This is a genomic window from Streptomyces sp. TG1A-60 (assembly GCF_037201975.1).
GTDB lineage: Bacteria > Actinomycetota > Actinomycetes > Streptomycetales > Streptomycetaceae > Streptomyces.
Window position 1 is genome coordinate 6,366,138 of the sequence record NZ_CP147520.1, and the last position, 22,897, is coordinate 6,389,034.

19 protein-coding genes and 1 pseudogene are annotated in these 22,897 nt (G+C 71.2%); 11 read left to right on the forward strand and 9 right to left on the reverse strand.

The window, feature by feature from the left end:
- Positions 1-30 precede the first annotated feature (30 nt).
- From uvrC to pgi, 11 genes and pseudogenes are all read left to right on the forward strand, one after another.
- A pseudogene (uvrC, locus tag WBG99_RS27705) lies at positions 31-2,138 on the forward strand (excinuclease ABC subunit UvrC).
- Entirely contained in the window at positions 2,135-3,187 is a 1,053-nt protein-coding gene (gene rapZ, locus WBG99_RS27710; protein ID WP_338898907.1) for an RNase adapter RapZ, read from the forward strand. The pseudogene uvrC and the gene rapZ overlap by 4 nt, the downstream one beginning before the upstream one ends.
- Positions 3,184-4,254: a uridine diphosphate-N-acetylglucosamine-binding protein YvcK gene (gene yvcK / locus WBG99_RS27715; protein ID WP_338898908.1), complete on the forward strand. Its 1,071-nt coding sequence runs from the start codon at positions 3,184-3,186 to the stop codon at positions 4,252-4,254. Before rapZ ends, yvcK begins: the two co-directional genes overlap by 4 nt.
- Complete coding sequence (gene whiA / locus WBG99_RS27720) at positions 4,245-5,234, forward strand: DNA-binding protein WhiA (protein ID WP_338898909.1); 990 nt, start codon at positions 4,245-4,247, stop codon at positions 5,232-5,234. The genes yvcK and whiA overlap by 10 nt, the downstream gene beginning before the upstream one ends.
- A 196-nt stretch (positions 5,235-5,430) precedes the next feature.
- The gene (locus WBG99_RS27725) at positions 5,431-8,382 is read left to right on the forward strand and encodes a M14 family zinc carboxypeptidase (RefSeq protein ID WP_338898910.1); all 2,952 of its coding nucleotides are present in this window, start codon (positions 5,431-5,433) and stop codon (positions 8,380-8,382) included.
- A gap of 270 nt (positions 8,383-8,652) precedes the next feature.
- On the forward strand, positions 8,653-9,663 hold the full coding sequence (gene gap / locus WBG99_RS27730; protein ID WP_338898911.1) for a type I glyceraldehyde-3-phosphate dehydrogenase: 1,011 nt from the start codon (positions 8,653-8,655) through the stop codon (positions 9,661-9,663).
- A 135-nt stretch (positions 9,664-9,798) separates the two neighbouring features.
- Positions 9,799-11,022, forward strand: coding sequence for a phosphoglycerate kinase (locus WBG99_RS27735; RefSeq protein WP_338898912.1), 1,224 nt, complete (start codon positions 9,799-9,801; stop codon positions 11,020-11,022).
- A gap of 6 nt (positions 11,023-11,028) precedes the next feature.
- Positions 11,029-11,817 carry a triose-phosphate isomerase gene (tpiA, locus tag WBG99_RS27740; protein ID WP_338898913.1) on the forward strand — a complete coding sequence of 263 codons (789 nt, stop codon included), beginning with the start codon at positions 11,029-11,031 and terminating at the stop codon, positions 11,815-11,817.
- A 122-nt stretch (positions 11,818-11,939) separates the two neighbouring features.
- Positions 11,940-12,170, forward strand: a complete 231-nt coding sequence (secG, locus tag WBG99_RS27745; RefSeq protein ID WP_338898914.1) for a preprotein translocase subunit SecG — start codon at positions 11,940-11,942, stop codon at positions 12,168-12,170.
- 230 nt (positions 12,171-12,400) lie between these two features.
- Complete coding sequence (locus WBG99_RS27750; RefSeq protein WP_338898915.1) at positions 12,401-12,736, forward strand: RNA polymerase-binding protein RbpA; 336 nt, start codon at positions 12,401-12,403, stop codon at positions 12,734-12,736.
- Positions 12,737-13,001: 265 nt separating this feature from the next.
- On the forward strand, positions 13,002-14,657 hold the full coding sequence (pgi, locus tag WBG99_RS27755) for a glucose-6-phosphate isomerase (RefSeq protein WP_338898916.1): 1,656 nt from the start codon (positions 13,002-13,004) through the stop codon (positions 14,655-14,657).
- Between the two features lie 47 nt (positions 14,658-14,704).
- Here pgi and fabG read toward each other — a convergent pair whose 3' ends face one another.
- The 9 genes from fabG to WBG99_RS27800 form a co-directional block, all read right to left on the reverse strand.
- Entirely contained in the window at positions 14,705-15,421 is a 717-nt protein-coding gene (gene fabG, locus WBG99_RS27760; protein ID WP_338898917.1) for a 3-oxoacyl-ACP reductase FabG, read from the reverse strand.
- Positions 15,418-17,019 carry an MFS transporter gene (locus tag WBG99_RS27765; protein ID WP_338898918.1) on the reverse strand — a complete coding sequence of 534 codons (1,602 nt, stop codon included), beginning with the start codon at positions 17,017-17,019 and terminating at the stop codon, positions 15,418-15,420. The genes fabG and WBG99_RS27765 overlap by 4 nt, the downstream gene beginning before the upstream one ends.
- A gap of 103 nt (positions 17,020-17,122) precedes the next feature.
- On the reverse strand, positions 17,123-18,043 hold the full coding sequence (locus WBG99_RS27770) for an NAD(P)-dependent oxidoreductase (protein WP_338898919.1): 921 nt from the start codon (positions 18,041-18,043) through the stop codon (positions 17,123-17,125).
- Positions 18,044-18,046: 3 nt separating this feature from the next.
- Positions 18,047-18,601 carry a hypothetical protein gene (locus WBG99_RS27775; RefSeq protein ID WP_338898920.1) on the reverse strand — a complete coding sequence of 185 codons (555 nt, stop codon included), beginning with the start codon at positions 18,599-18,601 and terminating at the stop codon, positions 18,047-18,049.
- On the reverse strand, positions 18,598-20,265 hold the full coding sequence (locus tag WBG99_RS27780) for a long-chain fatty acid--CoA ligase (protein WP_338898921.1): 1,668 nt from the start codon (positions 20,263-20,265) through the stop codon (positions 18,598-18,600). The genes WBG99_RS27775 and WBG99_RS27780 overlap by 4 nt, the downstream gene beginning before the upstream one ends.
- A complete protein-coding gene (locus tag WBG99_RS27785) occupies positions 20,252-21,100 on the reverse strand; it encodes a hypothetical protein (RefSeq protein ID WP_338898922.1) in 849 nt (282 codons plus the stop codon). Before WBG99_RS27785 ends, WBG99_RS27780 begins: the two co-directional genes overlap by 14 nt.
- Positions 21,097-22,290, reverse strand: a complete 1,194-nt coding sequence (locus WBG99_RS27790) for a beta-ketoacyl-[acyl-carrier-protein] synthase family protein (RefSeq protein WP_338898923.1) — start codon at positions 22,288-22,290, stop codon at positions 21,097-21,099. The genes WBG99_RS27785 and WBG99_RS27790 overlap by 4 nt, the downstream gene beginning before the upstream one ends.
- Complete coding sequence (locus tag WBG99_RS27795; protein ID WP_338898924.1) at positions 22,280-22,582, reverse strand: acyl carrier protein; 303 nt, start codon at positions 22,580-22,582, stop codon at positions 22,280-22,282. The genes WBG99_RS27790 and WBG99_RS27795 overlap by 11 nt, the downstream gene beginning before the upstream one ends.
- On the reverse strand, positions 22,569-22,880 hold the full coding sequence (locus tag WBG99_RS27800) for an acyl carrier protein (RefSeq protein WP_338898925.1): 312 nt from the start codon (positions 22,878-22,880) through the stop codon (positions 22,569-22,571). Before WBG99_RS27800 ends, WBG99_RS27795 begins: the two co-directional genes overlap by 14 nt.
- Positions 22,881-22,897: the final 17 nt, after the last annotated feature.

Consider the following 22,897-nt stretch of genomic DNA (forward strand, 5'->3'; position numbering starts at 1 on the left):
ATGTCGGTGCCCGCCAGTAGGCTGTGGAACATGGCCGATCCCTCCAGCTACCGCCCCGCCCCGGGGCAGATCCCGGACTCTCCCGGGGTGTACAAGTTCCGTGACGAGCACCGCCGGGTGATCTACGTCGGGAAGGCGAAGAGCCTGCGCCAGCGCCTGGCGGCCTACTTCCAGGATCTGGCGGGCCTCCACCCGCGCACCCGCTCGATGGTCACCACGGCCGCCTCCGTGGAGTGGACCGTGGTGTCCACGGAGGTCGAGGCGCTGCAGCTGGAGTACTCCTGGATCAAGGAGTTCGACCCCCGGTTCAACGTCAAGTACCGCGACGACAAGAGCTACCCGTACCTCGCGGTCACGATGAACGAGCAGTACCCCCGCGTGCAGGTGATGCGCGGTCACAAGAAGAAGGGCGTGCGCTACTTCGGGCCGTACGCGCACGCGTGGGCGATCCGCGACACCGTCGACCTCCTGCTGCGCGTCTTCCCCGTCCGCACCTGCTCGGCCGGCGTCTTCAAGAACGCGGCCCGCACCGGCCGCCCCTGTCTCCTCGGCTACATCGGCAAGTGCTCGGCCCCCTGCGTCGAGCGGATCTCCGCCGAGGACCACCGCGAACTGGCCGAGGAGTTCAGCGACTTCATGACGGGGCGGACGGGCGCGTACATCCGCCGCCTGGAGAAGCGGATGACGGACGCGGCCGAGGAGATGGAGTACGAGCGGGCCGCCCGCCTGCGCGACGACATCGAGGCCCTGAAGAAGGCCATGGAGAAGAACGCGGTCGTGCTCGCCGACGCGACCGACGCCGACCTGATCGCCGTCGCCGAGGACGAGCTGGAGGCGGCCGTCCAGATCTTCCACGTACGCGGCGGACGCGTGCGCGGCCAGCGAGGCTGGATCACCGACAAGGTCGAGGCCGTCACCACCGGTGACCTCGTCGAGCACGCGCTCCAGCAGCTCTACGGCGAGGAGACCGGGGACTCCGTGCCCAAGGAGGTCCTCGTCCCGGCGCTGCCCGACCCCGCCGGGCCCGTCCAGGAGTGGCTCACCGGGCGCCGCGGCGCCCAGGTGTCCCTGCGCGTCCCACAGCGCGGCGACAAGAAGGCCCTCATGGAAACCGTCGCGCGCAACGCCCGCCAGTCGCTCGTCCTGCACAAGACCAAGCGTGCCTCCGACCTCACCACCCGCTCCCGCGCCCTGGAGGAGATCGCCGAGGCCCTCGACCTCGACAGCGCCCCCCTCCGGGTCGAGTGCTACGACATCTCCCACCTCCAGGGCGACGACGTCGTGGCCTCCATGGTCGTCTTCGAGGACGGGCTGGCCCGCAAGAGCGAGTACCGCCGCTTCCAGATCAAAGGCCGTGCCGGAGACACGCAGCTCTGGCACGGCCAGGGGCAGGACGACGTCCGCTCCATGCACGAGGTGATCACCCGCCGCTTCAAGCGGTACCTCGCCGAGAAGGAGAAGACCGGCGAATGGGGGACGGCGCGGCCGAGCCCGCCGGAGCCGCCGGGGACGGTCCCGGCGGCCCCGCGAACGCCCTCAAGGACGAGGACGGCCGTCCCAGGCGCTTCGCCTACCCGCCCCAGCTCGTCGTCGTCGACGGCGGGCAGCCGCAGGTCGCCGCCGCCCGCCGCGCCCTCGACGAGCTGGGGATCGACGACATCGCCGTGTGCGGCCTCGCCAAGCGCCTGGAGGAGGTGTGGGTGCCCGGCGAGGACGACCCGGTGATCCTGCCCCGCACCAGCGAGGGGCTGTACCTGCTCCAGCGCGTCCGCGACGAGGCCCACCGCTTCGCCATCACCTACCAGCGCACCAAACGGGCCAAGAGGTTCCGGGCGAGCCCCCTGGACGACGTGCCCGGCCTCGGGGAGGCGCGCAAGCAGGCCCTGCTGAAACACTTCGGCTCGCTGAAGAAACTGCGCTCCGCCACGATCGACCAGATCTGCGAGGTCCCCGGCATAGGCCGAAAGACGGCCGAGACGATCGCCGCGGCCCTCGCCCGGGCGGCTCCGGCGGCCCCCGTCGTGAACACGGCCACTGGAGAGATCATGGAGGAAGAGGAGCCCGGCACGACGGCGGACCCCTCTGGGGATCCCGTGACCGCGGGCCTCCCGGACCGGCGGCGAGGGCAGGAGCCATGACCGAGCACACAGAGCGCCCAGAACTCCCCGGACGCGCGGAGCGTCCGGAAGAACAGCACCAAGAGCACACAGCGGGGCGCGGGGAAACCCACACCGCGGTGGGCGACCATGCCGCACAGCACCCTGCGCCACAGGAAGACGGAGCACACGTGAGTACGGGCATCGAAACGGCCGGGGTCCCCGAGGCGGCCATCCCCGAGCTGGTCATCATCTCCGGCATGTCCGGCGCCGGACGGTCCACGGCCGCCAAGTGTCTGGAGGACCTCGGCTGGTTCGTCGTCGACAACCTGCCGCCCGCGCTGATACCCACCATGGTGGAGCTCGGCGCCCGCTCCCAGGGGAACGTGGCACGGATCGCGGTCGTCGTCGACGTCCGAGGCCGCCGCTTCTTCGACAACCTCCGCGACTCCCTCGCCGACCTGGAGACGAAGAACGTCACCCGGCGGATCGTCTTCCTGGAGTCCTCCGACGACGCCCTGGTGCGCCGCTTCGAGTCGGTGCGCCGCCCGCACCCCCTCCAGGGCGACGGCCGCATCGTCGACGGCATCGCCGCCGAGCGGGAACTGCTGCGCGAGCTGCGCGGCGACGCCGACCTGGTCATCGACACCTCCAGCCTGAACGTGCATGAGCTGCGCGCCAAGATGGACGCCCAGTTCGCCGGCGACGAGGAGCCCGAGCTGCGGGCCACCGTCATGTCCTTCGGCTTCAAGTACGGCCTCCCGGTCGACGCCGACCTGGTCGTGGACATGCGCTTTCTGCCCAACCCGCACTGGGTCCCGGAGCTGCGCCCGTACACCGGCCTGAACGAGGAGGTCTCCGCGTACGTCTTCAACCAGCCCGGCGCCAAGGAGTTCCTCGACCGCTACACCGAGCTGCTCCAGATGATCGCCGTCGGCTACCGCCGTGAGGGCAAGCGGTACGTGACCATCGCGGTCGGCTGCACCGGCGGCAAGCACCGCTCGGTCGCCACCTCCGAGAAGCTCGCCGCCCGCCTCGCCTCCCAGGGCGTCGAGACCGTGGTCGTGCACCGGGACATGGGGCGCGAGTGACCGGACGTACCGCGTCGCGGCTGGGCAGGCTGCGCCGGGCCACCCCCGAGGGCCGTGAGGGCAGGCCCGTCGAGGCACGCGGGGCGAGACCCCGCCGCCGGGGCGCCCAGCCGAAGGTCGTCGCGCTCGGCGGCGGCATGGGCCTGTCCGCCTCGCTCGCCGCGCTGCGCCGGATCACCGGTGACCTCACCGCCGTGGTCACCGTGGCCGACGACGGCGGATCCAGCGGGCGCCTCCGCGACGAGCTGGGCGTCCTGCCGCCCGGCGACCTGCGCAAGGCACTGGCCGCGCTGTGCGGTGACGACGACTGGGGCCAGACCTGGGCCCGCGTCATCCAGCACCGCTTCCAGTCCCAGGGCGACCTCCACGAGCACGCGGTCGGCAATCTGCTGATCGTCGCCCTGTGGGAGCAGCTCGGCGACCACGTCCAGGCCCTGGACCTGGTCGGCAGGCTCCTGGGCGCCCAGGGCCGCGTCCTGCCCATGTCGGCCGTGCCCCTGGAGCTCCAGGCCCTGGTCAAGGGCCACGACCCGGCCCGCCCGGACGACGTCGACACCGTGCGGGGGCAGGCGACCGTCGCGCTCACCCCCGGCGAGGTGCAGTCCGTGCACCTCGTACCGCACGACCCGCCGGCCGTGCCCGAGGCCGTGGCGGCGGTCCGCGACGCCGACTGGGTGGTCCTCGGCCCCGGCTCCTGGTTCTCCTCGGTGATCCCGCACCTGCTCGTGCCCGAGCTGCTCGACGCCCTCACCGAGACCAAGGCCCGGCTCGTGCTGTCGCTGAACCTCGCTCCGCAGCCCGGAGAAACCGATGGCTTCTCCCCGCAGCGTCATTTGGAGGTTTTGGTACGACACGCCCCTAAACTCGCCCTGGACGTGGTGCTGGCCGACGAGGCCGCCGTGCCTGACCGCGACTTGCTGACCGACGCCGCCAAACGGTTCGGTGCCGCGGTCGAGCTGGCGCCGGTGGCCCGGACCGATGGATCTCCGAGGCATGACCCGGAGCTGTTGGCCGCCGCGTACGACCGTATTTTTCGGATGCATGGAAGGATCGGCCCATGGCGATGACGGCAGCGGTGAAGGACGAGATCTCCCGGCTACCCGTCACCCGGACCTGCTGCAGAAAGGCGGAGGTCTCGGCGATCCTGCGGTTCGCGGGCGGGCTGCACCTGGTGAGCGGCCGCATCGTGATCGAGGCGGAGCTGGACACCGCGATGGCGGCCCGCCGCCTCAAGCGGGACACCCTGGAGATCTTCGGCCACAGCTCCGAACTGATCGTGATGGCGCCCGGCGGACTGCGCCGGGGTTCCCGTTACGTCGTCCGGGTGGTCGCAGGCGGTGACCAGCTGGCCCGCCAGACCGGCCTGGTGGACGGCCGGGGCCGCCCGATCCGAGGCCTGCCCCCACAGGTCGTCTCCGGCGCCACCTGCGACGCCGAGGCGGCCTGGCGTGGCGCGTTCCTGGCGCACGGCTCGCTCACCGAGCCCGGCCGCTCGTCCTCCCTGGAGGTGACCTGCCCGGGCCCGGAGGCCGCCCTCGCGCTGGTCGGCGCCGCCCGCCGGCTGTCGATCGGGGCGAAGGCACGCGAGGTGCGGGGTGTGGACCGGGTCGTCGTACGGGACGGGGACGCGATCGGTGCGCTCCTGACCCGGCTGGGCGCCCACGAGTCCGTGCTGGCGTGGGAGGAGCGGCGGATGCGCCGCGAGGTCCGCGCCACGGCGAACCGGCTCGCCAACTTCGACGACGCCAACCTGCGCCGCTCGGCCCGTGCCGCCGTCGCCGCCGGTGCCCGCGTGGGCCGCGCCCTGGAGATCCTCGGCGACGACGTCCCCGAGCACCTCGCCGCCGCCGGACGGCTGCGTATGGAGCACAAGCAGGCATCCCTGGAGGAGTTGGGTGCGCTCGCCGACCCACCGCTCACCAAGGACGCCGTCGCGGGCCGGATCCGCCGGCTGCTGGCCATGGCCGACAAGCGCGCCTCGGACCTCGGCATCCCGGGCACCGAGTCCAGCCTCACCGAGGAGATGGCCGAGAACCTGGTCGGGTGACAGGACGTCAGGGGCGCGCAAGACGTCAGGGACGCGCAACTCGCCGGTGCCGGCGCCTACTTGGGCTTTCGGCACCGGCTTTCGGCTTTCTGCGTGAATTCCGTGGATGGCCCGTGAGGCACCCTTGACGCGACCTGGGTCTGACATGAGCCTGGCGTCTGTTCGCTACTGGGGCGAACCACTGCAAGGGGGGCTCATGAGACGAAGAGCGAGATCGGTCCTCGCTGCCGGCGCGCTCCTGCTGGGCGGCGGTGCGGGACTCGCACCCCTGGCCCAGGCGGCCGAGAACGACGGCTCCGAGGCGGAGGAGGTCAAGGTCTTCCGCGCGGAGGTGACGAAGCAGCAGGTGCCCCTGCTGCTCGCGGCCGGGCAGGACGGCCACGAACTCAGCGAGCGGGCGCCGGAGAAGGGCACCGCCTCGGTCGAGGTCTACCTCACCGACAAGCAGGCGGACGCGCTGGAGAAGCAGGGCGTCGACCTGAAGGAGCACAAGCTCACCAACAAGGCGGAGGCGCGCGTGGCCGCCGCCGGCGACGGGGTCTACCGCCCCTACAGCGGCGCGGGCAACATCAAGGAGGAGATCATCCGGACGGGCCGGAAGCACCCGTCCCTGACCAAGGTGGTCTCCATCGGCAAGTCCCTCCAGGGACAGGACATCCTCGCGGTCAAGCTCACCAAGAACGCGAAGAAGACCAAGGACGGCGTCAAGCCGTCGGTCCTGTACGTGTCCAACCAGCACGCGCGCGAGTGGATCACGCCGGAGATGACCCGGCGCCTGATGCACCACTACCTGGACAACTACAGGTCCGACAAGCGGATCAAGAAGATCGTCGACACCACCGAACTGTGGTTCGTGATCTCCGCCAACCCGGACGGGTACGACTTCACGCACCGGGACGCCGCCAACCGCCAGTGGCGCAAGAACCTGCGGGACATCAACGGCGACCACGCCATCACGGTCGGCGACGGCGTCGACCTCAACCGCAACTTCGCCTACAAGTGGGGCTACGACAACGAGGGTTCGTCCCCGTTCCCCACCAGTGAGACCTACCGCGGCGCCGGCCCCAACTCGGAGCCCGAGACGCAGGCCCTGGACGCCTTCGAGAAGCGCATCGGCTTCGAGTACGGCATCAACTACCACTCGGCCGCCGAACTCATCCTCTACGGCGTCGGCTGGCAGGTGGCCACCCACACCCCGGACGACGTGCTCTACGAGGCGCTGGCCGGTACGCCGGAGAACCCCGCGATCCCCGGCTACCACCCCCAGCTCTCCTCCGAGCTGTACACGACCAACGGCGAGGCGGACGGCCACGCGGCCAACGTCAACGGCACGGCGATGTTCACCCCGGAGATGTCGACCTGCCAGACCGTGTCGAGCATCGACCCGGACGACGCCTGGAAGTCCGAGGACTGCGCCTCGGTCTTCACGTTCCCGGACGACGAGAAGCTGATCCAGCAGGAGTTCGAGAAGAACATCCCGTTCGCGCTCTCCGTGGCCGAGTCCGCCGCCCGGCCCGACCAGCCGAAGTCGTCGGTCGGCGTCGACGCCCCGGACTTCACCCCGCAGCCCATCACCACCTCGTACTCGCGCGGCGCCGACCAGGCGATCTCCGTCGTCGCCCGCAAGTCGGTGCGCGACAAGGAGATGAAGTACCGCGTCAACGGCGGCCGTACGCACGACCGGACGCTCAGGCGCTGGAAGGGCGGCGAGACCTTCGGCGGTGAGGACAACCTCTACTTCGACGAGTACCGGGCCAAGGTGCGGGACGGCGAACCGGGCGACGAGGTGCAGGTCTGGTTCACCGGCGTGACGAAGAGCGGCAAGCCCACCTCCAGCAAGCGCTTCACGTACACGATCGCCGAACGCCCCAGGGCCGACACGCTCGTCGTCGCCGAGGAGGGCGCGACCGCGACCCGGACGCAGGTCTATGTGGACGCGCTGAAGGCCAACGGCAGGAAGGCGCTCGTCTGGGACGTCGCGACCCAGGGCGCACCCGACGTGCTGGGCGTACTGAAGCACTTCAAGACCGTCGTGCACTACACGGGCGCCGTCCGGCCGGGCGTCGCCACCCAGCTCGAACTGCGCGCCCACCTCAACGAGGGCGGCAAGCTGATCGAGGCGGGCGAGAGCGCGGGCGGCGCCGTCGACCTCGGCGGCGGCACTCTGTCGAACGACTTCAGCCAGTACTACCTCGGCGCATACAGCCGTACCGCCCTGTCCGACGCCAGGACCTTCGCGGGCCTCGGCAGGCTGGACGGCTTCACGGGGGCGCTCGGTGACGCGCCGGGCAGCCCGCTGAACACCGCAGGATCGTTCGGCGTCACCTCGGACGCCCTGCCCGTGGAGACGTTCCCGCGGTTCGCGAGCGCCGGCGCGGGCCAGTACCCCGGGACCGTCAACCCCTACGGCCCGTACGAGGGCGCGTCGATGGCGGCCGTCACGCACACCGACTACGCCTGGAACCGCCTCACCCGCACCCTGGACCTCACCTCGGTGAGCGCGGCCGACCGGCCCACCCTGCGTACCCGGATGCTGTGGAGCACGGAGGAGGGCTACGACCACGCGGTGCTGGAGGCGCGCACGGCCGGGGCGGACGACTGGACGACGCTGCCGGAGGCCGGCGGCGCCACCTCCACCGCCGTGCCCGTCGAGTGCGAGGCCGGGTACTTCGTCCAGGCCCACCCGGCCCTGAAGCGGTACCTGACTCCCGGTTCCGGCGGCTGCGCACCCACCGGCACCAGCGGTACCTGGAACAGCTTCACCGGGGCCTCCGACGGATGGCAGCAGGTCGAGTTCGACCTGTCCGCGTACGCCGGGAAGACGGTCGAGGTGTCGCTCGGCTACATCACCGACCCCGGCTCCGGCGGTCGCGGCGTCCTCGTCGACAACGCCACCGTCGTGATCGGCGGCACGCCCGGCGCGACCGAGGGCTTCGAGGCGTCGCTCGGTGCCTGGAGCGTTTCCGGCCCGCCCGCGGGCAGCCCGGCGGTCGTGAAGGACTGGGGTCTGTCGGGTGAACTGTTCAAGACGTACGGCGCCGTCACCACGGACGACACCGTGCTGCTGGGCTTCGGCCTGGAGCAGGTCACCACGGCGGCCGACCGCAAGGCGCTGCTCGGCAAGGCGCTGGCGGCCCTGAAGAACTGAGCGCCGACCGCGCACGGAACAGCTGACGAGTGGCTGATGGGCGGCCCTCGGGACGTCTGGAATCAGATGATCGGAAGGGCGCTCAAAAGGTAATCACCTCGTAAAACCAGGGCGGTCCGTACTCCTACTGGCGAGTATGGACCGCACCGGCATGTATAGGGCATCTCGATGTCACTCGACGGCTCCCGGGGAGGTAGGGTCGTAGGCGGTCGGGGACATCCCATACAGCTCGCCGGCACTGAGCCGGCGTACCAACGAGGAGATCGGTTCGTGACGATCCGCGTAGGCATCAACGGCTTTGGCCGCATCGGTCGTAACTACTTCCGCGCGCTGCTGGAGCAGGGTGCAGACATCGAGATCGTGGCTGTCAACGACCTGGGTGACACCGCGACCACCGCTCACCTGCTGAAGTACGACACCATCTTGGGCCGCCTCAAGGCCGAGGTGTCGAACACCGAGAACACCATCACGGTCGACGGCCACACGATCAAGGTCCTGTCCGAGCGCAACCCCGCCGACATCCCGTGGGGCGAGCTGGGCGTCGACATCGTCATCGAGTCCACCGGCATCTTCACGAAGAAGGCCGACGCCGCGAAGCACCTCGCCGGCGGCGCCAAGAAGGTCCTCATCTCGGCCCCGGCCAAGGAGGAGGACATCACCATCGTGATGGGTGTCAACCAGGACAAGTACGACCCGGCGAACCACCACGTCATCTCCAACGCCTCCTGCACCACCAACTGTGTGGCGCCGATGGCCAAGGTCCTCGACGAGAACTTCGGCATCGTCAAGGGCCTGATGACGACGGTCCACGCCTACACCAACGACCAGCGCATCCTGGACTTCCCGCACTCGGACCTGCGTCGCGCCCGCGCCGCCGCCGAGAACATCATCCCGACCACCACCGGTGCCGCCAAGGCCACCGCGCTTGTCCTCCCGCAGCTCAAGGGCAAGCTCGACGGCATCGCGATGCGCGTCCCGGTCCCGACCGGCTCGGCCACCGACCTGGTCGTGACGCTGCAGCGCGAGGTCACCAAGGACGAGGTCAACGCCGCGTTCAAGAAGGCATCCGAGGACGGCGACCTCAAGGGCTACCTGGCCTACACCGAGGACCCGATCGTCTCCTCGGACATCGTCAGCGACCCGGCCTCCTGCACCTTCGACTCCTCCCTGACCATGGTCCAGGAGGGCAACTCGGTGAAGATCCTCGGCTGGTACGACAACGAGTGGGGCTACTCCAACCGCCTCGTCGACCTCACGGTCTTCGTCGGCAACCAGCTCTGATCGACAGAGCGCGCACTTCGATGTGAGAGCAGGGCTCGGGCGGCGCGGGGACGCGCCGCCCGAGCCCTGACTCACGTACGCAACGGCCCTCCTACGATCACGAGCACCACAAGTCCTCTTCGGGAGCCCCCTCACATGAAGACGATCGACGAACTCCTCGCCGGCCAGGTAGCCGGAAAGCGGGTCTTCGTCCGCGCCGACCTGAACGTGCCGCTGGACGGCACGACCATCACCGACGACGGCCGCATCCGCGCCGTGCTGCCCACCGTGAAGGCGCTGGCCGGCGCGGGAGCGCGCGTCGTCGTCGCCTCCCACCTGGGCCGCCCCAAGGGCGCCCCGGACCCGGCCTTCTCCCTCGCCCCGGCCGCCACCCGCCTCGGTGAACTCCTCGGCAGCGGCGTGGCCTTCGCGACGGACACGGTCGGCGAGTCCGCCGCGGCCACGGTCGCGGGCCTCACCGACGGCCAGGTCGCGGTCGTCGAGAACCTTCGCTTCAACGCCGGCGAGACGTCCAAGGACGACGCCGAGCGCGGCGCCTTCGCCGACCGGCTCGCCGCCCTCGCCGACGTCTACGTGGGCGACGGCTTCGGCGCGGTGCACCGAAAGCACGCCTCGGTCTTCGACCTCCCTGCCCGCCTGCCGCGCTACGCCGGACACCTCATCGCCACCGAGGTCGGCGTCCTGAAGAAGCTCACCGAGGACGTGCGGCGCCCCTACGTGGTCGCGCTCGGTGGCGCCAAGGTCTCCGACAAGCTCGCCGTCATCGACCAGCTGCTCGCCAAGGCCGACCGCATCCTCATCGGCGGCGGCATGGCGTACACGTTCCTCAAGGCCAAGGGCTACGAGATCGGCAGCTCCCTGCTCCAGGAGGACCAGCTCGCCGTGGTCACCGAGTACCTGGAGCGTGCGGAGAAGACCGGCGTCGAACTGGTCCTGCCCGTCGACGCGCTCGTCTCGTCCGCGTTCCCGGACCTGAAGACCAAGGCTCCGGCCCACCCCACCCCCGTCGCCGCGGACGCCATCCCGGCCGACCAGATGGGTCTCGACATCGGTCCGGAGACCCGCAAGCTGTACGCCTCGAAGATCACGGACGCCGCCACCGTCTTCTGGAACGGCCCCATGGGCGTCTTCGAGCACCCCGATTTCGCCGAGGGCACCAAGGCGGTCGCCCAGGCACTTCTCGACTCGGGGGCCTTCACGGTCGTCGGCGGCGGCGACTCCGCCGCGGCCGTGCGCATCCTGGGCTTCGACGAGGAGGCTTCTCCGGCGAAATTCGATCACATCTCGATCGGTGGCGGCGCCTCCCTCGAATACCTCGAGGGCAAGACGCTCCCCGGCCTCGCCGCACTGGAGGACTGACCCTCAATGACTGTTTCCGACAAGGGCCGCCTGCCCCTGATGGCGGGCAACTGGAAGATGAACCTCAACCACCTCGAGGCCATCGCGCACGTCCAGAAGCTCGCCTTCGCCCTCGCCGACAAGGACTACGAGGCCTGCGAGGTCGCGGTCCTGCCGCCCTTCACCGACCTGCGCTCGGTCCAGACCCTGGTCGACGGCGACAAGCTCAAGATCAAGTACGGCGCCCAGGACGTCTCGGCCCACGACTCCGGCGCCTACACCGGCGAGATCTCCGGCCCGATGCTGGCCAAGCTCAAGTGCACCTTCGTCGCGATCGGCCACTCCGAGCGCCGCCAGTACCACGACGAGACCGACGAGATCGTCAACGCCAAGGTCAAGGCCGCCTACAAGCACGGCCTCACCCCCATTCTGTGCGTCGGTGAGGAGCTGGAGGTCCGCGAGGCGGGCAACCACGTCTCCCACACGCTCGCCCAGGTCGAGGGCGGCCTCAAGGACGTCCCCGCCGAGCACGCCGAGACGATCGTGATCGCCTACGAGCCCGTCTGGGCCATCGGCACCGGCAAGGTCTGCGGCGCCGAGGACGCGCAGGAGGTCTGCGCGGCCGTCCGCGGCAAGCTCGCCGAGCTGTACTCCCAGGAGACCGCCGACCAGATCCGCATCCAGTACGGCGGCTCCGTCAAGGCGGGCAACGTCGCCGAGATCATGGCGCAGGCCGACATCGACGGCGCCCTCGTCGGCGGTGCCTCCCTGGACGCCGACGAGTTCGTCAAGATCGTGCGCTTCCGCGACCAGTGAGGGCGACCCGGGAACCGCGAGTAGGCGGCAGGCGCGGAACGTCGTAGTCTTGCGGGGGCATGGCGCTGCCGCCATGCCCCTGTCGTCCATCCAGATCCGAGGAAGTTGGTCCAGCCGTGGTTATGGGGTTCTCGATCGCCCTGATCGTCTTCAGCGGGTTGCTGATGCTGCTGGTGCTGATGCACAAGGGCAAGGGCGGCGGCCTCTCCGACATGTTCGGTGGCGGCATGCAGTCGTCCGTCGGCGGCTCCTCGGTCGCCGAGCGCAACCTCGACCGGATCACCGTCGTGGTCGCTCTGTTGTGGTTCGCGTGCATTGTCGTACTCGGCATCCTGATGAAGGTCAACAACTGACCCTCAGGTCGGACACCGGCGAGACAACACGTCACGGACGCACCGATCCGCACGTAAAGCCCCATGCTGGGTACGCGACTCCGAGCGCGGCCTATCATGGGGCTTGCGTCTGGGGGCGGGAGGTAACTCCCATCACTGGACGCGCGTTGGGCCTTACGTAGACTGAGGCGCTCGCAGCGAAGCGAAACGCCGACTCGCTTCGCCGCACCATCACGCAGGGAGTTACGACCGTGGCAAGTGGCAACGCGATCCGAGGAAGCCGGGTCGGGGCGGGGCCGATGGGCGAAGCCGAGCGCGGCGAGTCCGCACCCCGGCTGCGCATCTCCTTCTGGTGCTCCAACGGACACGAGACCCAGCCGAGCTTCGCCAGCGACGCACAGGTCCCCGACGCCTGGGACTGCCCGCGCTGCGGCTTCCCCGCCGGACAGGACCGGGACAACCCACCGGACCCACCGCGCACCGAGCCCTACAAGACGCACCTCGCCTATGTGCGGGAGCGGCGCAGCGACGCGGACGGCGAGGCGATCCTCGCCGAGGCGCTCGCCAAACTGCGGGGCGAGATCTAGAAGTCGACACCGGCCGGGCACCCAGGGGTGCCCGGCCGGACGCGTGTGTGGCGCGTGACCCACGATTCCCGCGTTTCCCCTGGCCAGGCTGATTGTCAGTGGTGCCCCCCACGGTTTGGATACCGGCGCTCAAGGCGGACGTATCCGTTGTCGAGCCGGACGACGACGGGACGACAGCTCATGCTCCGTCGTGATCAATTAGGTTGGAACCGGCAGCGGGGCAAGGTACCGGCAGGACCAGGTAGGAAAGAGGCTGAAGTCCGAGATGAACGCAGAAAGCCGTACCAGGCTCGACCAGACACCCGAGTGGACCGCGCTGGCCGAGCACCGGGAGCAACTGGGCGAGGTCCAACTGCGTGAGCTGTTCGCGGCCGACCCCGAGCGCGGCGCCGGTTACACACTGGAGGTCGGCGATCTGCACGTCGACTACTCCAAGCACCTGGTCACCGACGAGACGCTGCGGCTGCTGCGCGAGCTGGCCGCCGCGACCGACGTGTTCGGGCTGCGGGACGCCATGTTCCGCGGCGAGAAGATCAACACCACCGAGGACCGCGCCGTCCTGCACACCGCGCTGCGCGCCCCGCGTGACGCGGTGATCGAGGTCGACGGCGAGAACGTGGTGCCGGCCGTGCACGCCGTCCTCGACAGGATGACCGCCTTCGCCGAGCGCATCCGCTCCGGCGAGTGGACCGGTCACACCGGCCGCCGCGTCAAGAACATCGTCAACGTCGGCATCGGCGGCTCCGACCTGGGCCCGGCGATGGCGTACGAGGTGCTGCGGTCCTACACCGACCGCGACCTGACCGTCCGCTTCGTGTCGAACGTCGACGGGGCCGACCTGCACGAGGCGGTGCGGGACCTGGACGCGGCGGAGACGCTGTTCGTCATCGCCTCCAAGACGTTCACCACGATCGAGACGATCACCAACGCGACGTCCGCGCGCGACTGGCTGCTCACCGAGCTGAAGGCCGGCTCCGAGGCCGTCGCCAAGCACTTCGTGGCGCTGTCCACGAACGCCGGGAAGGTGTCGGACTTCGGCATCGACACGGCCAACATGTTCGAGTTCTGGGACTGGGTCGGCGGCCGGTACTCGTACGACTCGGCGATCGGTCTGTCCTTGATGATCGCGATCGGCCCGGACCGCTTCCGCGAGATGCTGGACGGCTTCCAACTGGTCGACGAGCACTTCCGTACGGCGCCTGCCGAGTCCAACGTGCCGCTGCTGCTGGGCCTGCTGGGGATCTGGTACGGCAACTTCCATGACGCGCAGTCGCACGCGGTGCTGCCGTACAGCCACTATCTGTCCAAGTTCACGGCCTACTTGCAACAGCTGGACATGGAGTCCAACGGCAAGTACGTGGGCCGGGACGGGGTGCCGGTGCAGTGGCAGACCGGGCCGGTGGTGTGGGGCACGCCGGGGACGAACGGGCAGCACGCGTACTACCAGTTGATCCACCAGGGCACGAAGCTGATCCCGGCGGACTTCATCGGCTTCGCCGAGCCGGTCGCCGAACTCGGTGACCGGCTCAAGGCCCAGCACGACCTGCTGATGGCCAACTTCTTCGCCCAGACCCAGGCGCTGGCCTTCGGCAAGACGCCGGACGAGGTGCGGGCGGAGGGTGTGCCGGAGGAGCTGGTGCCGCACAGGACCTTCCGGGGGAACCACCCGACGACCACCATCCTGGCGAAGGAGCTGACCCCCTCGGTCCTCGGCCAGCTGATCGCGCTGTACGAGCACAAGGTGTTCGTACAGGGCGCCGTCTGGAACATCGACTCCTTCGACCAGTGGGGCGTCGAGCTGGGCAAGGTCCTCGCGAAGCGCGTAGAGCCGGCGCTGACGGAGGGGGCTGAGGTACCGGGGCTGGACGAGTCCACGCAGGCGCTGGTCGCCAGGTACCGGGAGCTGCGCGGCAGGCGGTAGGGGATCGGGGGAGGGGGAGGCGCCCTCTTCCTCTCCCCACCCGGCTCTCAGTGCCCCATACCGGCACCGCCGTCGACCGGGATGACGGCGCCGCGGACGTAACCGGCGCCGGCGAGGAAGGCGACTGCGTCGGCGACCTCCTCGGGGCGCCCGAGGCGGCCCGCGGGGGTGGCCCGCAGCAGGCCCTGGCGTTGCTCGGGGGTGAGGGCGCGGCTCATGTCGGTCTCGGTGAGGCCGGGGGCGACGACGTTGCAGGTGATGTCGCGGGGGCCGAGTTCCTGGGTCAGGGAGCGGGCGAAGCCGACCAGACCGGCCTTCGCCGCCGCGTAGTTGGTCTGACCGGGGGCGCCGTGCAGGGCGGCCGTGGAGGAGATGAGGACGATGCGGCCGTGGCCCGCGCGGAGCATGCCGCGCACCGCGCGTCGGGCGACGCGGAAGGCTCCGGTGAGGTTGGTGTCGAGGACGGAGGTGAAGTCCGCCTCGGTCATCCGCACCAGCAGCCGATCGTGGGTGGCGCCCGCGTTGGCGACCAGGACGGTGACCGGGCCGTGGGCCGCCTCGGCCTCCTCGAAGGCCCGGTCGACCTGTTGGCTGTCCGTCACATCGCACCGTACGGCGAGGAACGTGTCGCAGGCGGGGGGCTCGTCACCTCGGTAGGTCACGGTGACCTGGTCCCCGGCCGCCGCGAAACGGCGGGCGGTGGCCAGTCCGATGCCCCTGTTCCCGCCGGTGACGAGGACCGAACGGGCCGTTGGCTGTGTCATCGCGCTGTTCCTCTCCGTGCCGCGTCCGACGACGTCGTCCGCTCCGGGTTCGGGGGCGCCGCCCGGGTGCGCAGGCCCACGACCGCCACGGCGCACCCGAGAAGGGCCAGGGCCGCGACGGAGAGCGTGGCGGTGTCCATCGCGTCGAGGAAGGCCCGGTCGGCGACGGCCGCCAGTTCGGGCAGGTTCAGGGAATCGGCCAGGGAACGGGCGGCCTCGGCGGAGGTACGGGCCTGTTCCTCGGCGGCCGGTGACAACTCTCGCGGGGTACCCGTCAGTTCGGCGTCGGCCATCCGGTCCCGGTACACGCCGGAGAGGATCGAGCCGGCCATCGCCACGCCGAGGGTGCCGCCGACCTGCCGGGTGACGCTGTTGACGGCGGAGCCGGCGCCCACGAGCCGCGGGGGCACCCCGCGCATCATCACGGCCGTGACCGGGGTGCCGACCAGGCCCATGCCGAAGCCCTGGATCCACAGCAGTACGACGACCACCCAGAGAGGGGTGCGACCGTCGAGCCACGCGTAGGCGACGTAGGTGGCGGCGGTGGCGAGGACACCGGACGCGACGGTCCAGCGGGCCGACAGCCGACGGCTCAGCACCGGGGAGGCCTGGCTGCCCAGGACGATGCCGACCGCCGCGGCGATCATCACGGTACCGGCGTCGGCGGGGGAGAGGCCACGGGGGCCCTGGAGATAGAAGGCCGCGTAGAACAGATGACCGGCCAGGGACATGAAGGTGATCAGCAGCACCACGCTGCCCGCCGTGAAGCCGGGCTGCCGGAAGAGCCGCAGGTCCAGGCTGGGCGTCGGGGACCTGCGCTGACCGGCGACGAAGACGGCCAGCAGGACGCCGCCCAGGACCAGGGGAAGGAGGACGTGGGGGCCGTACCAGGCCCGGCCGCCGCCGAGTTCGATGATGCCGTAGACCACGCCCCCCAGGCCGAGCACCGACAGGGCGAGGCCCGGCAGATCGAGCACCCGGCGGCGGGAACCGCCCAGGTCGGGGACGACGGCCACGACCGCGAGCAGGCACAGGGCGACGATCGGCACATTGACCAGGAACACCGAACCCCACCAGAAGTGGCTGAGCAGTGCCCCGCCCGCCACCGGGCCGATGGCCACGCCGAGACCGCTCGACGAGCTCCAGATCGCGATCGCCCGGGTGCGTTTCTCCTCCGGGGTGCTCTGCACGATGACCGTCAGCGTCGCCGGCATCAGCAGGCCGCTGCCCGCGCCCATGAAGGCCCGCGCCACGATCAGCCACTCCGGACTGTCCACGAACGCGCCCGCGCCGGAGGCCACGCCGATCAGCGCCAGCCCGGCGAGAAGCGTGTTCCGGGGGCCGAATCGGTCGGCCAGCGCGCCGCCCGCGAAGAGGGTGCCGGCGACGACCAGGGTGTAGGCGCTCGCCACCCACTCCAGTTCGCCGGGGGTCGCGCCCAGACCCTCCACCGGGTCGGCGAGCGTGGTGACGGCGACATTGAGGATCGAGGTGTCCAGCCAGATCAGCATCTGCGCGCAGACCACGACCAGGAGGACGGGCCAGGAGCGGGAGGGTGTGGCCGCCGCCTGCTCCGTCGTCCGGCTCACGGCGCTCATGGGGTGCCTCCGTCGTTCACGCGGCTGCGCACGTCTTCGTGTCTGCGGGGGGCCGGTCGATCAGCGCCTCGGCCGCGGACGGTGAGGGCATCGTCAGGGCCGGTCATGCACGGCCCAGCCCGTCGCGCCAGCTCGGTCTCACCGGCTTCCAGCCCAGTGCCGTACGGGCCCGGTCGTTGGCCGCGCCGTGCGCGGACATGAGCTGGTGGGCCATGAACCAGCCGAGGAGCCGGGGCGCGAGCGCCGCCGGAACCGTACGCGGGGACGGGCCGGCGAGCACACGGGCGAGGTGCGGCAGCCACCGCGCGGCCGGGGCCGGGTCGTCGTCCGTCACATGGAACACCCCGGTGGCGTCGGCCTCGACGGCCGCCACGGCCGCGCCCACGGCGTCCTCGACGTGCAGGAACGACATGATCCCGGCCCCGTCGCCGGGCAGCGGAAGCCGTCCGGCCAGCACGGACCGGGCGGTTTCGCCGGTACGGGCGTACGCGGTGCCGGGGCCGTACAGGGTGCCGTAGCGCACCACGACGCCCTCCAGGCCGCTGCCCGTCACCTGCCGCTCCAGCTCGGCGACGGCCCGTACGGTCGCGGCCCAGCCGGGATCGGGGGCGTCCACGTACAGGGGCGCGTCCTCGTCGAGGACCGGATCGTCGGCCGGGGCGGCGGCGAAGGCGATGGACTGGGCGACCAGCCGGCGGGCGCCGGCCGCGCGGGCCGCCTCGATCAGATGGGCGGTGCCCTCGGTACGCAGGCGCGCGGTGCGGGCGAAGGCCTCCGGCGGGTCGTCGCGCAGCAGCCGCAGGGCCGACATCTGGTGGACGACCACCTCGGGCCGGGCGGCCGACACCGCCGACAGCACGGCGGCACGGTCGAGGGCGTCGGCCACCACGACCTCGTCCGCCTCGGGGGCCCGGTCCCGGGACTCCTGCCGTACCAGCGCGCCGACCTGGTGGCCCCGCGCCCGCAGTGCGCCCACCAGCGGACGCCCGACCACTCCGGTGGCCCCGGCGACGAGTACGCGCACGTCTCAGCCCTCCGAACCGTCGGCGGCGGCCGGGGCGACCCGCATGAGCAGGCGGCACGCCTGGTCGCCGTCCCGCAGACAGCTCTCGGCTTTGTTCTCCGTGAGGGCCACGCCGAGCCCCTCGGACCAGCCGGCGTGGATGGCTGTGCACGGGCAGCGGTAGCCCTCCAGCGAACCGGCCATCCGGACCATGGTGATCGCGAAGTTCCGCCGCAGGGTGAGGACGATCAGGTCGTCGTCCTCGACCTCGGTGGCGGCGTTGCGCAGCTCCGGCGGGAACATCCGGTCGCCGCAGTCGTCGTAGCGGCGGCGCAGCTCCTCCAGGTCCTTGCGGGTGTCGCCGGTGCCGGGGAGCGGGCCGGACAGCCGGGCGACCCGCTGCCCGACGTGCCGGGCGACCTTCCTCAGCGCCTCCGCGTTGATCTCGTTCGCGGTCTCCTGCCCGAACCGCGCGGCCACCCCCTGGTACCAGTGGGCGTCGTGCTGCCACCACAGCCGGTACGCCTCGCCCGCCCGTGCGCGGTGGTTGACGCCGTCGGCGTCGGTGTGCGTGCTCATGTGCGTTGCTCCTTGGCGGCGAACCGGTCGCGCATCACTCGTTTGAGAACCTTGCCGGTGGCGCCCTTGGCCACGTCGTCGGGCTTCATCAGCAGGGCCCGGGTCACCGGGGGGAACCCGGCGGCCGTCAGCACGGCGTTGACCTGCCCGGTCCATCCCTCGTCGCTGTCGCTGCTCTCCTCGTCCGCGAGCTGGAGCAGCGCGTACGCCTCGGCCTCGCCGTCGCCGTCCCAGTCCGCGCGGACGCCGTCGGGGGCGACCCCCACCACGGTGCAGTCGGCGAGTTCGGGCAGCCCGGCCAGGAGCAGTTCCTCGGTGCGGGTGCTGAAGACGATGCCCTCGCGGGTGCGGATGGCGTCCGGGGCCCGGTCGAGGTGGTAGAAGTTGCCCTCCTCGTCCTGGTGGGCGAGGTCCCCGGTGAGCCAGTAGCCGCCGAGCCGCATCCGGTTCCAGGTCAGCGAGTCGTTCCAGTAACCGGGCGTCAGCGTGGGCGACTTGAGGCCCAGGCGGCCGACCTGGCCGGGCGGCAGCGGGGTGCCGTCCTCGGCCAGTACAGCGGCCTCGGCGAAGCTGATCGGCTTGCCGACACAGCGGGAGTAGGACGAGGTGTCCTTGGTGTGCCGGTTGTGGAAGACCGAGTAGCCGGCCTCCGACGAACCGAGCCCGTCCACGAAGACCGAGCCGTCGACCCGCACGCGGCTCAGATCCCGCCGGATCTCGATGTGTCCGCCGTGCCGGACGAGCGCCCGGATGTGCGCCTCGTGCGCCGCGTCCCCGGTGTTGAACCACACCTGCACGCTGGACAGATCACGTGCCGCCAGATCCTCCGCCGCCATCTCGCCGAAGGTCCCGGCGAACGCCAGCACGGTCGTCGGCCGGAACTCCTCGACGGCGTCCAGCACGTCCGTGCCGCGCTGGCTGGAGAGCAGCTTGATGTCCGTGCGCAGCAGCAGGCAGTACAGCAGCGTCGCCACCATCGCGTTGTGCGCGCCCGGCAGCCCCACCAGCGTGCGCTCCATGTCGGCGCCGGTGGAGAAACGCAGCCGGTGCACCTGCGCGTACATCAGTGTCCGGTGTGTGTGCGGCACCCCCTTGGGCAGTCCCGTGGTGCCGGAGGAGTGGGAGATCAGCACCGGGTCGGTCTGGTCGTGCCGGTACGGGTACGACGGCGGCAGCGACACGCGGTGCTCCGGCCGGATCTCGTCGGCGGTCACACAGAAGCCCAGGCCGACCTCGGTCCCGGACAGCACCGCACGGTGTGCCCCGTCCGTGAAGGCGCCCACCGCGCCCTGCCGTCGCACATACTCCCGCGCGGCCTGCGGGGACAGATTGCCGTTGACGAACGACGGGACGGCGCCGAGCGACGTCAGCGCCAGGAAGTTCACCGCGAACTCCGCCGCGCAGTGGGAGTGGATGGCCACCGGGTCGCGGGGCCGCACACCCCGGGCCGCGTACCAGCCCGCGTACGTCTCGACCACCTCGTACAGCTGCCCGAGCGTCAGTACCTCGGGGCGGCTGCCGTCAGGCGCCCGCCAGGTGCCGTCCGTCCGCAACACCGGCTCGTCGAGCGGGCGTTCGTAGGCACGCAGCCGCTGCAGGACGTTGCCGGCGCCGAGTTCGGTGTCGGAGCAGATCCGCGCCCGCTCCTGCCTACTGATCAGCATGGGTCTCCGTCTCGTTTCCTTCCGGGCGCCGTTCGGCGCTGAGGCGGAACGCGGGCGTCCGGGCCCCGGTGACCAGGACGTGGGTGCCGCCGTCCCGCAGCAGCCGTCGGTGTGCGGCGGCCAGGTCGAGCAGGCCCCGGACGCTTCCGGGACGGGGGGCGGGAGGGGTGGGCGCGCCGTCGTGGGTCCCCGTCGACCGGACGGTCACCGGCGCGCCGGCGCCGGGGCGGGCGAGCAGTACCGCCACCGCCAGGCCGGCGGACTCGGGGAGGTCCGGGACCGGGCTGCCGCGGCCGGCGGAGAGGTCCCGGTGGACGGCGGCCGGCCGTTCGCCGCCGCCCAGTTCCACGCCGAGCACCAGGACCCGGTCGAGCTCCGGGTCCTCAAGGAGCAGGTCGGCCATGGCCAGCAGTTCGGTCACCGGGTCGTCGAGGGTGGAGAGGCTCACCATCTGGCCGGTGATCCGGAACTCCCGGCTGATGTGCCCCAGCACGGAGTTGGGGGTGGCCTGCATGAACAGCAGCGGGTTGTGCACCCGCCCGGAGACCATCCGCCGGCTCGCCAGGTCCGCGGTGGTGGTGTCACCCATCAGACTCGCCAGCGCGACCGCCGTACGGGAACCGTCTCCGGGCCGCTCGGTCAGACACCGCGCGGCGACCTCGTACGCCAGCGGGCTGAACGCCGACTCCACGAAGCCGGGCAGCCGCGGCAGCGGGATGTCACCGTCGCGCCCGGTGCCGTGGGTGGCGGTGGCGGTGGTGAGGACGCCGAGGGGCGAACGGAGAGCCGACTTCACGGCCGGCAGGGTGTTCCCGGTCTTCTCGCTCGTCGTCACGGCCGCTCCAGGACGAGTGCGGTGTTGGCGCCACCGAAGGCGGCGTTGATGGTCAGGGCCCGGCGGAGGTCGGCCCGGCGGGGCTGGTTCGGCACGTAGTCCAGGTCGCACTCCGGGTCGGCCGTGGTGAAACCGGCGGTCGGCGGCAGTACGCCGTCCATGAGGGCCAGCATCGTGATCACGAACTCCACGACGCCGGCCGCCTCCAGGAGATGGCCGGTGGTGCTCTTGGTGGAGCTGACCGGGATCGCCTCGGCCCGCTCCGGGAAGGCGGCGCGCAGCCCGCGGGTCTCGGCACCGTCGTTGTACTTGGTGCCGGTGCCGTGGGCGTTGACATAGCCGAGCGCCGACCCGTCCGGGTCCCCGGCGAGCCGCAGTGCCTGCCGTGCCGCGCGGGCCAGGCCGACGCCCTCCGGGTGCGGCTGGGCGATGTGGTGGGCGTCGGTGGCCGCGCCCCACCCGACGACGCTCGCCAGCGGCCGTGCCCCGCGCCGCCGCGCGTGCTCGGCCGACTCCAGCACGACGGCGGCGGCGCCGTCGCCGAGCAGCAGTCCGCTGCGGTCGGCGCTGAACGGCCGCACCATGCCGTCACGGGACAACGCCCGCCCCGAGTCGAACTTCCCGAACGTCTCCTCCTCCACCAGGTAGCCGCCGGCACACACCGCCGCGTCGACCCTGCCGGAGGAGATCAGCCGGCAGGCATGGATGATCGCGGCGGCGGAGGCGACACACGCGTTGGTGAACGTCAGCCGGGGCCCGGTCAGCCCGAGGCCGCCGGCCAGCGACTCGGCGAGGTACGCGGGGACGGCGTCGGCGATCCGGTCCGCAGACCCCCGCGCGTCCTCACCCTTCTCCGTCCTCGCCGCCGCGTCCCGCCAGTACCGCGTGATGCTCGTGCAGTCACCGGCGACGCCCAGCAGCACCGCCGCGTCCGCCCCCTGGGGCAGGCCCGCCATGTCGAGTGCTTCCGTGCCGCACCGGGCGAGGGCGTGGCGCAGGGCCCAGTCCTCGACCGCGTCGGGGCCGTCGGGGGCGGCGCCGGCCATCGGGGTGCGGTACGGGCCGGTGTCGAACCTGGTGGTGGGGGCGAAGGAGGGGACGCCGGCGAAGACGCCGCGCCGGAGGGGGGCCGCGCCCGTGCCGAAGGCGGTGCGCACGCCGAACCCGGTCACCGTCACGTCACCGGTCACCGCGGCCACCCCCTTCCACCGGGTCCGCCCCGGCGGCACTCAGGAACTCGGTGAGCCGCCGCAGCGAGGTGAGCCGCGCGATGTCCTCGTCACCGGGCTCCACGACCAGGCCGTACCGCTCCTCCACCACATGCAGCAGCCACACCAGCCCGAGGGAGTCCAGGACCAGTTCGGCGTCGTCGCCGAGGTCTTCGGGGACCCCGGGAAGATCTTGCGGTCGGCCAGCAGTTCCCGGACGGTGTCGGTGGTGATGACGGACGGCGCGGAGGCTTCCGCGCTCATGCCTTCGCACCGCGCCCGACGACCTCGGCGACGAGCCCGCCGAGGGTCAGGGAGGCCAGGGGCTCGATGTCGGTGTCCGGGATCGCCACGCCGAACCGTGACTCCAGCCGCAGTGTGAGCTCGATCAGGCTCAGGGAGTCCAGCTCCAGCCCGCCGACGGTCACCGGGCTCTCGTCCGTGATGCCGTCGCGGCTCAGCAGGATGTTCATCTCGTCGATGACCGTGGTCAGGACGAACTCGCGGATCTCGTGGTCCAAGGTGGACGTGCTCATGATCGCCATCTCCGTGTGGAAGGTCGTGAAGGTCATGCGAAGGGTCGTGGGCG

Coding starts and splice junctions, on each gene's coding strand:
- WBG99_RS27735 (WP_338898912.1), top strand. CDS start 9,799: ATGAAGACGATCGACGAACTCCTCGCCGGCCAGGTAGCCGGAAAGCGG.
- whiA (WP_338898909.1), top strand. CDS start 4,245: ATGGCGATGACGGCAGCGGTGAAGGACGAGATCTCCCGGCTACCCGTC.
- WBG99_RS27780 (WP_338898921.1), bottom strand. CDS start 20,265: ATGCTGATCAGTAGGCAGGAGCGGGCGCGGATCTGCTCCGACACCGAA.
- WBG99_RS27800 (WP_338898925.1), bottom strand. CDS start 22,880: ATGACCTTCACGACCTTCCACACGGAGATGGCGATCATGAGCACGTCC.
- pgi (WP_338898916.1), top strand. CDS start 13,002: ATGAACGCAGAAAGCCGTACCAGGCTCGACCAGACACCCGAGTGGACC.
- tpiA (WP_338898913.1), top strand. CDS start 11,029: ATGACTGTTTCCGACAAGGGCCGCCTGCCCCTGATGGCGGGCAACTGG.
- rapZ (WP_338898907.1), top strand. CDS start 2,135: ATGACCGAGCACACAGAGCGCCCAGAACTCCCCGGACGCGCGGAGCGT.
- secG (WP_338898914.1), top strand. CDS start 11,940: ATGGGGTTCTCGATCGCCCTGATCGTCTTCAGCGGGTTGCTGATGCTG.
- WBG99_RS27765 (WP_338898918.1), bottom strand. CDS start 17,019: ATGAGCGCCGTGAGCCGGACGACGGAGCAGGCGGCGGCCACACCCTCC.
- fabG (WP_338898917.1), bottom strand. CDS start 15,421: ATGACACAGCCAACGGCCCGTTCGGTCCTCGTCACCGGCGGGAACAGG.
- WBG99_RS27775 (WP_338898920.1), bottom strand. CDS start 18,601: ATGAGCACGCACACCGACGCCGACGGCGTCAACCACCGCGCACGGGCG.
- WBG99_RS27725 (WP_338898910.1), top strand. CDS start 5,431: ATGAGACGAAGAGCGAGATCGGTCCTCGCTGCCGGCGCGCTCCTGCTG.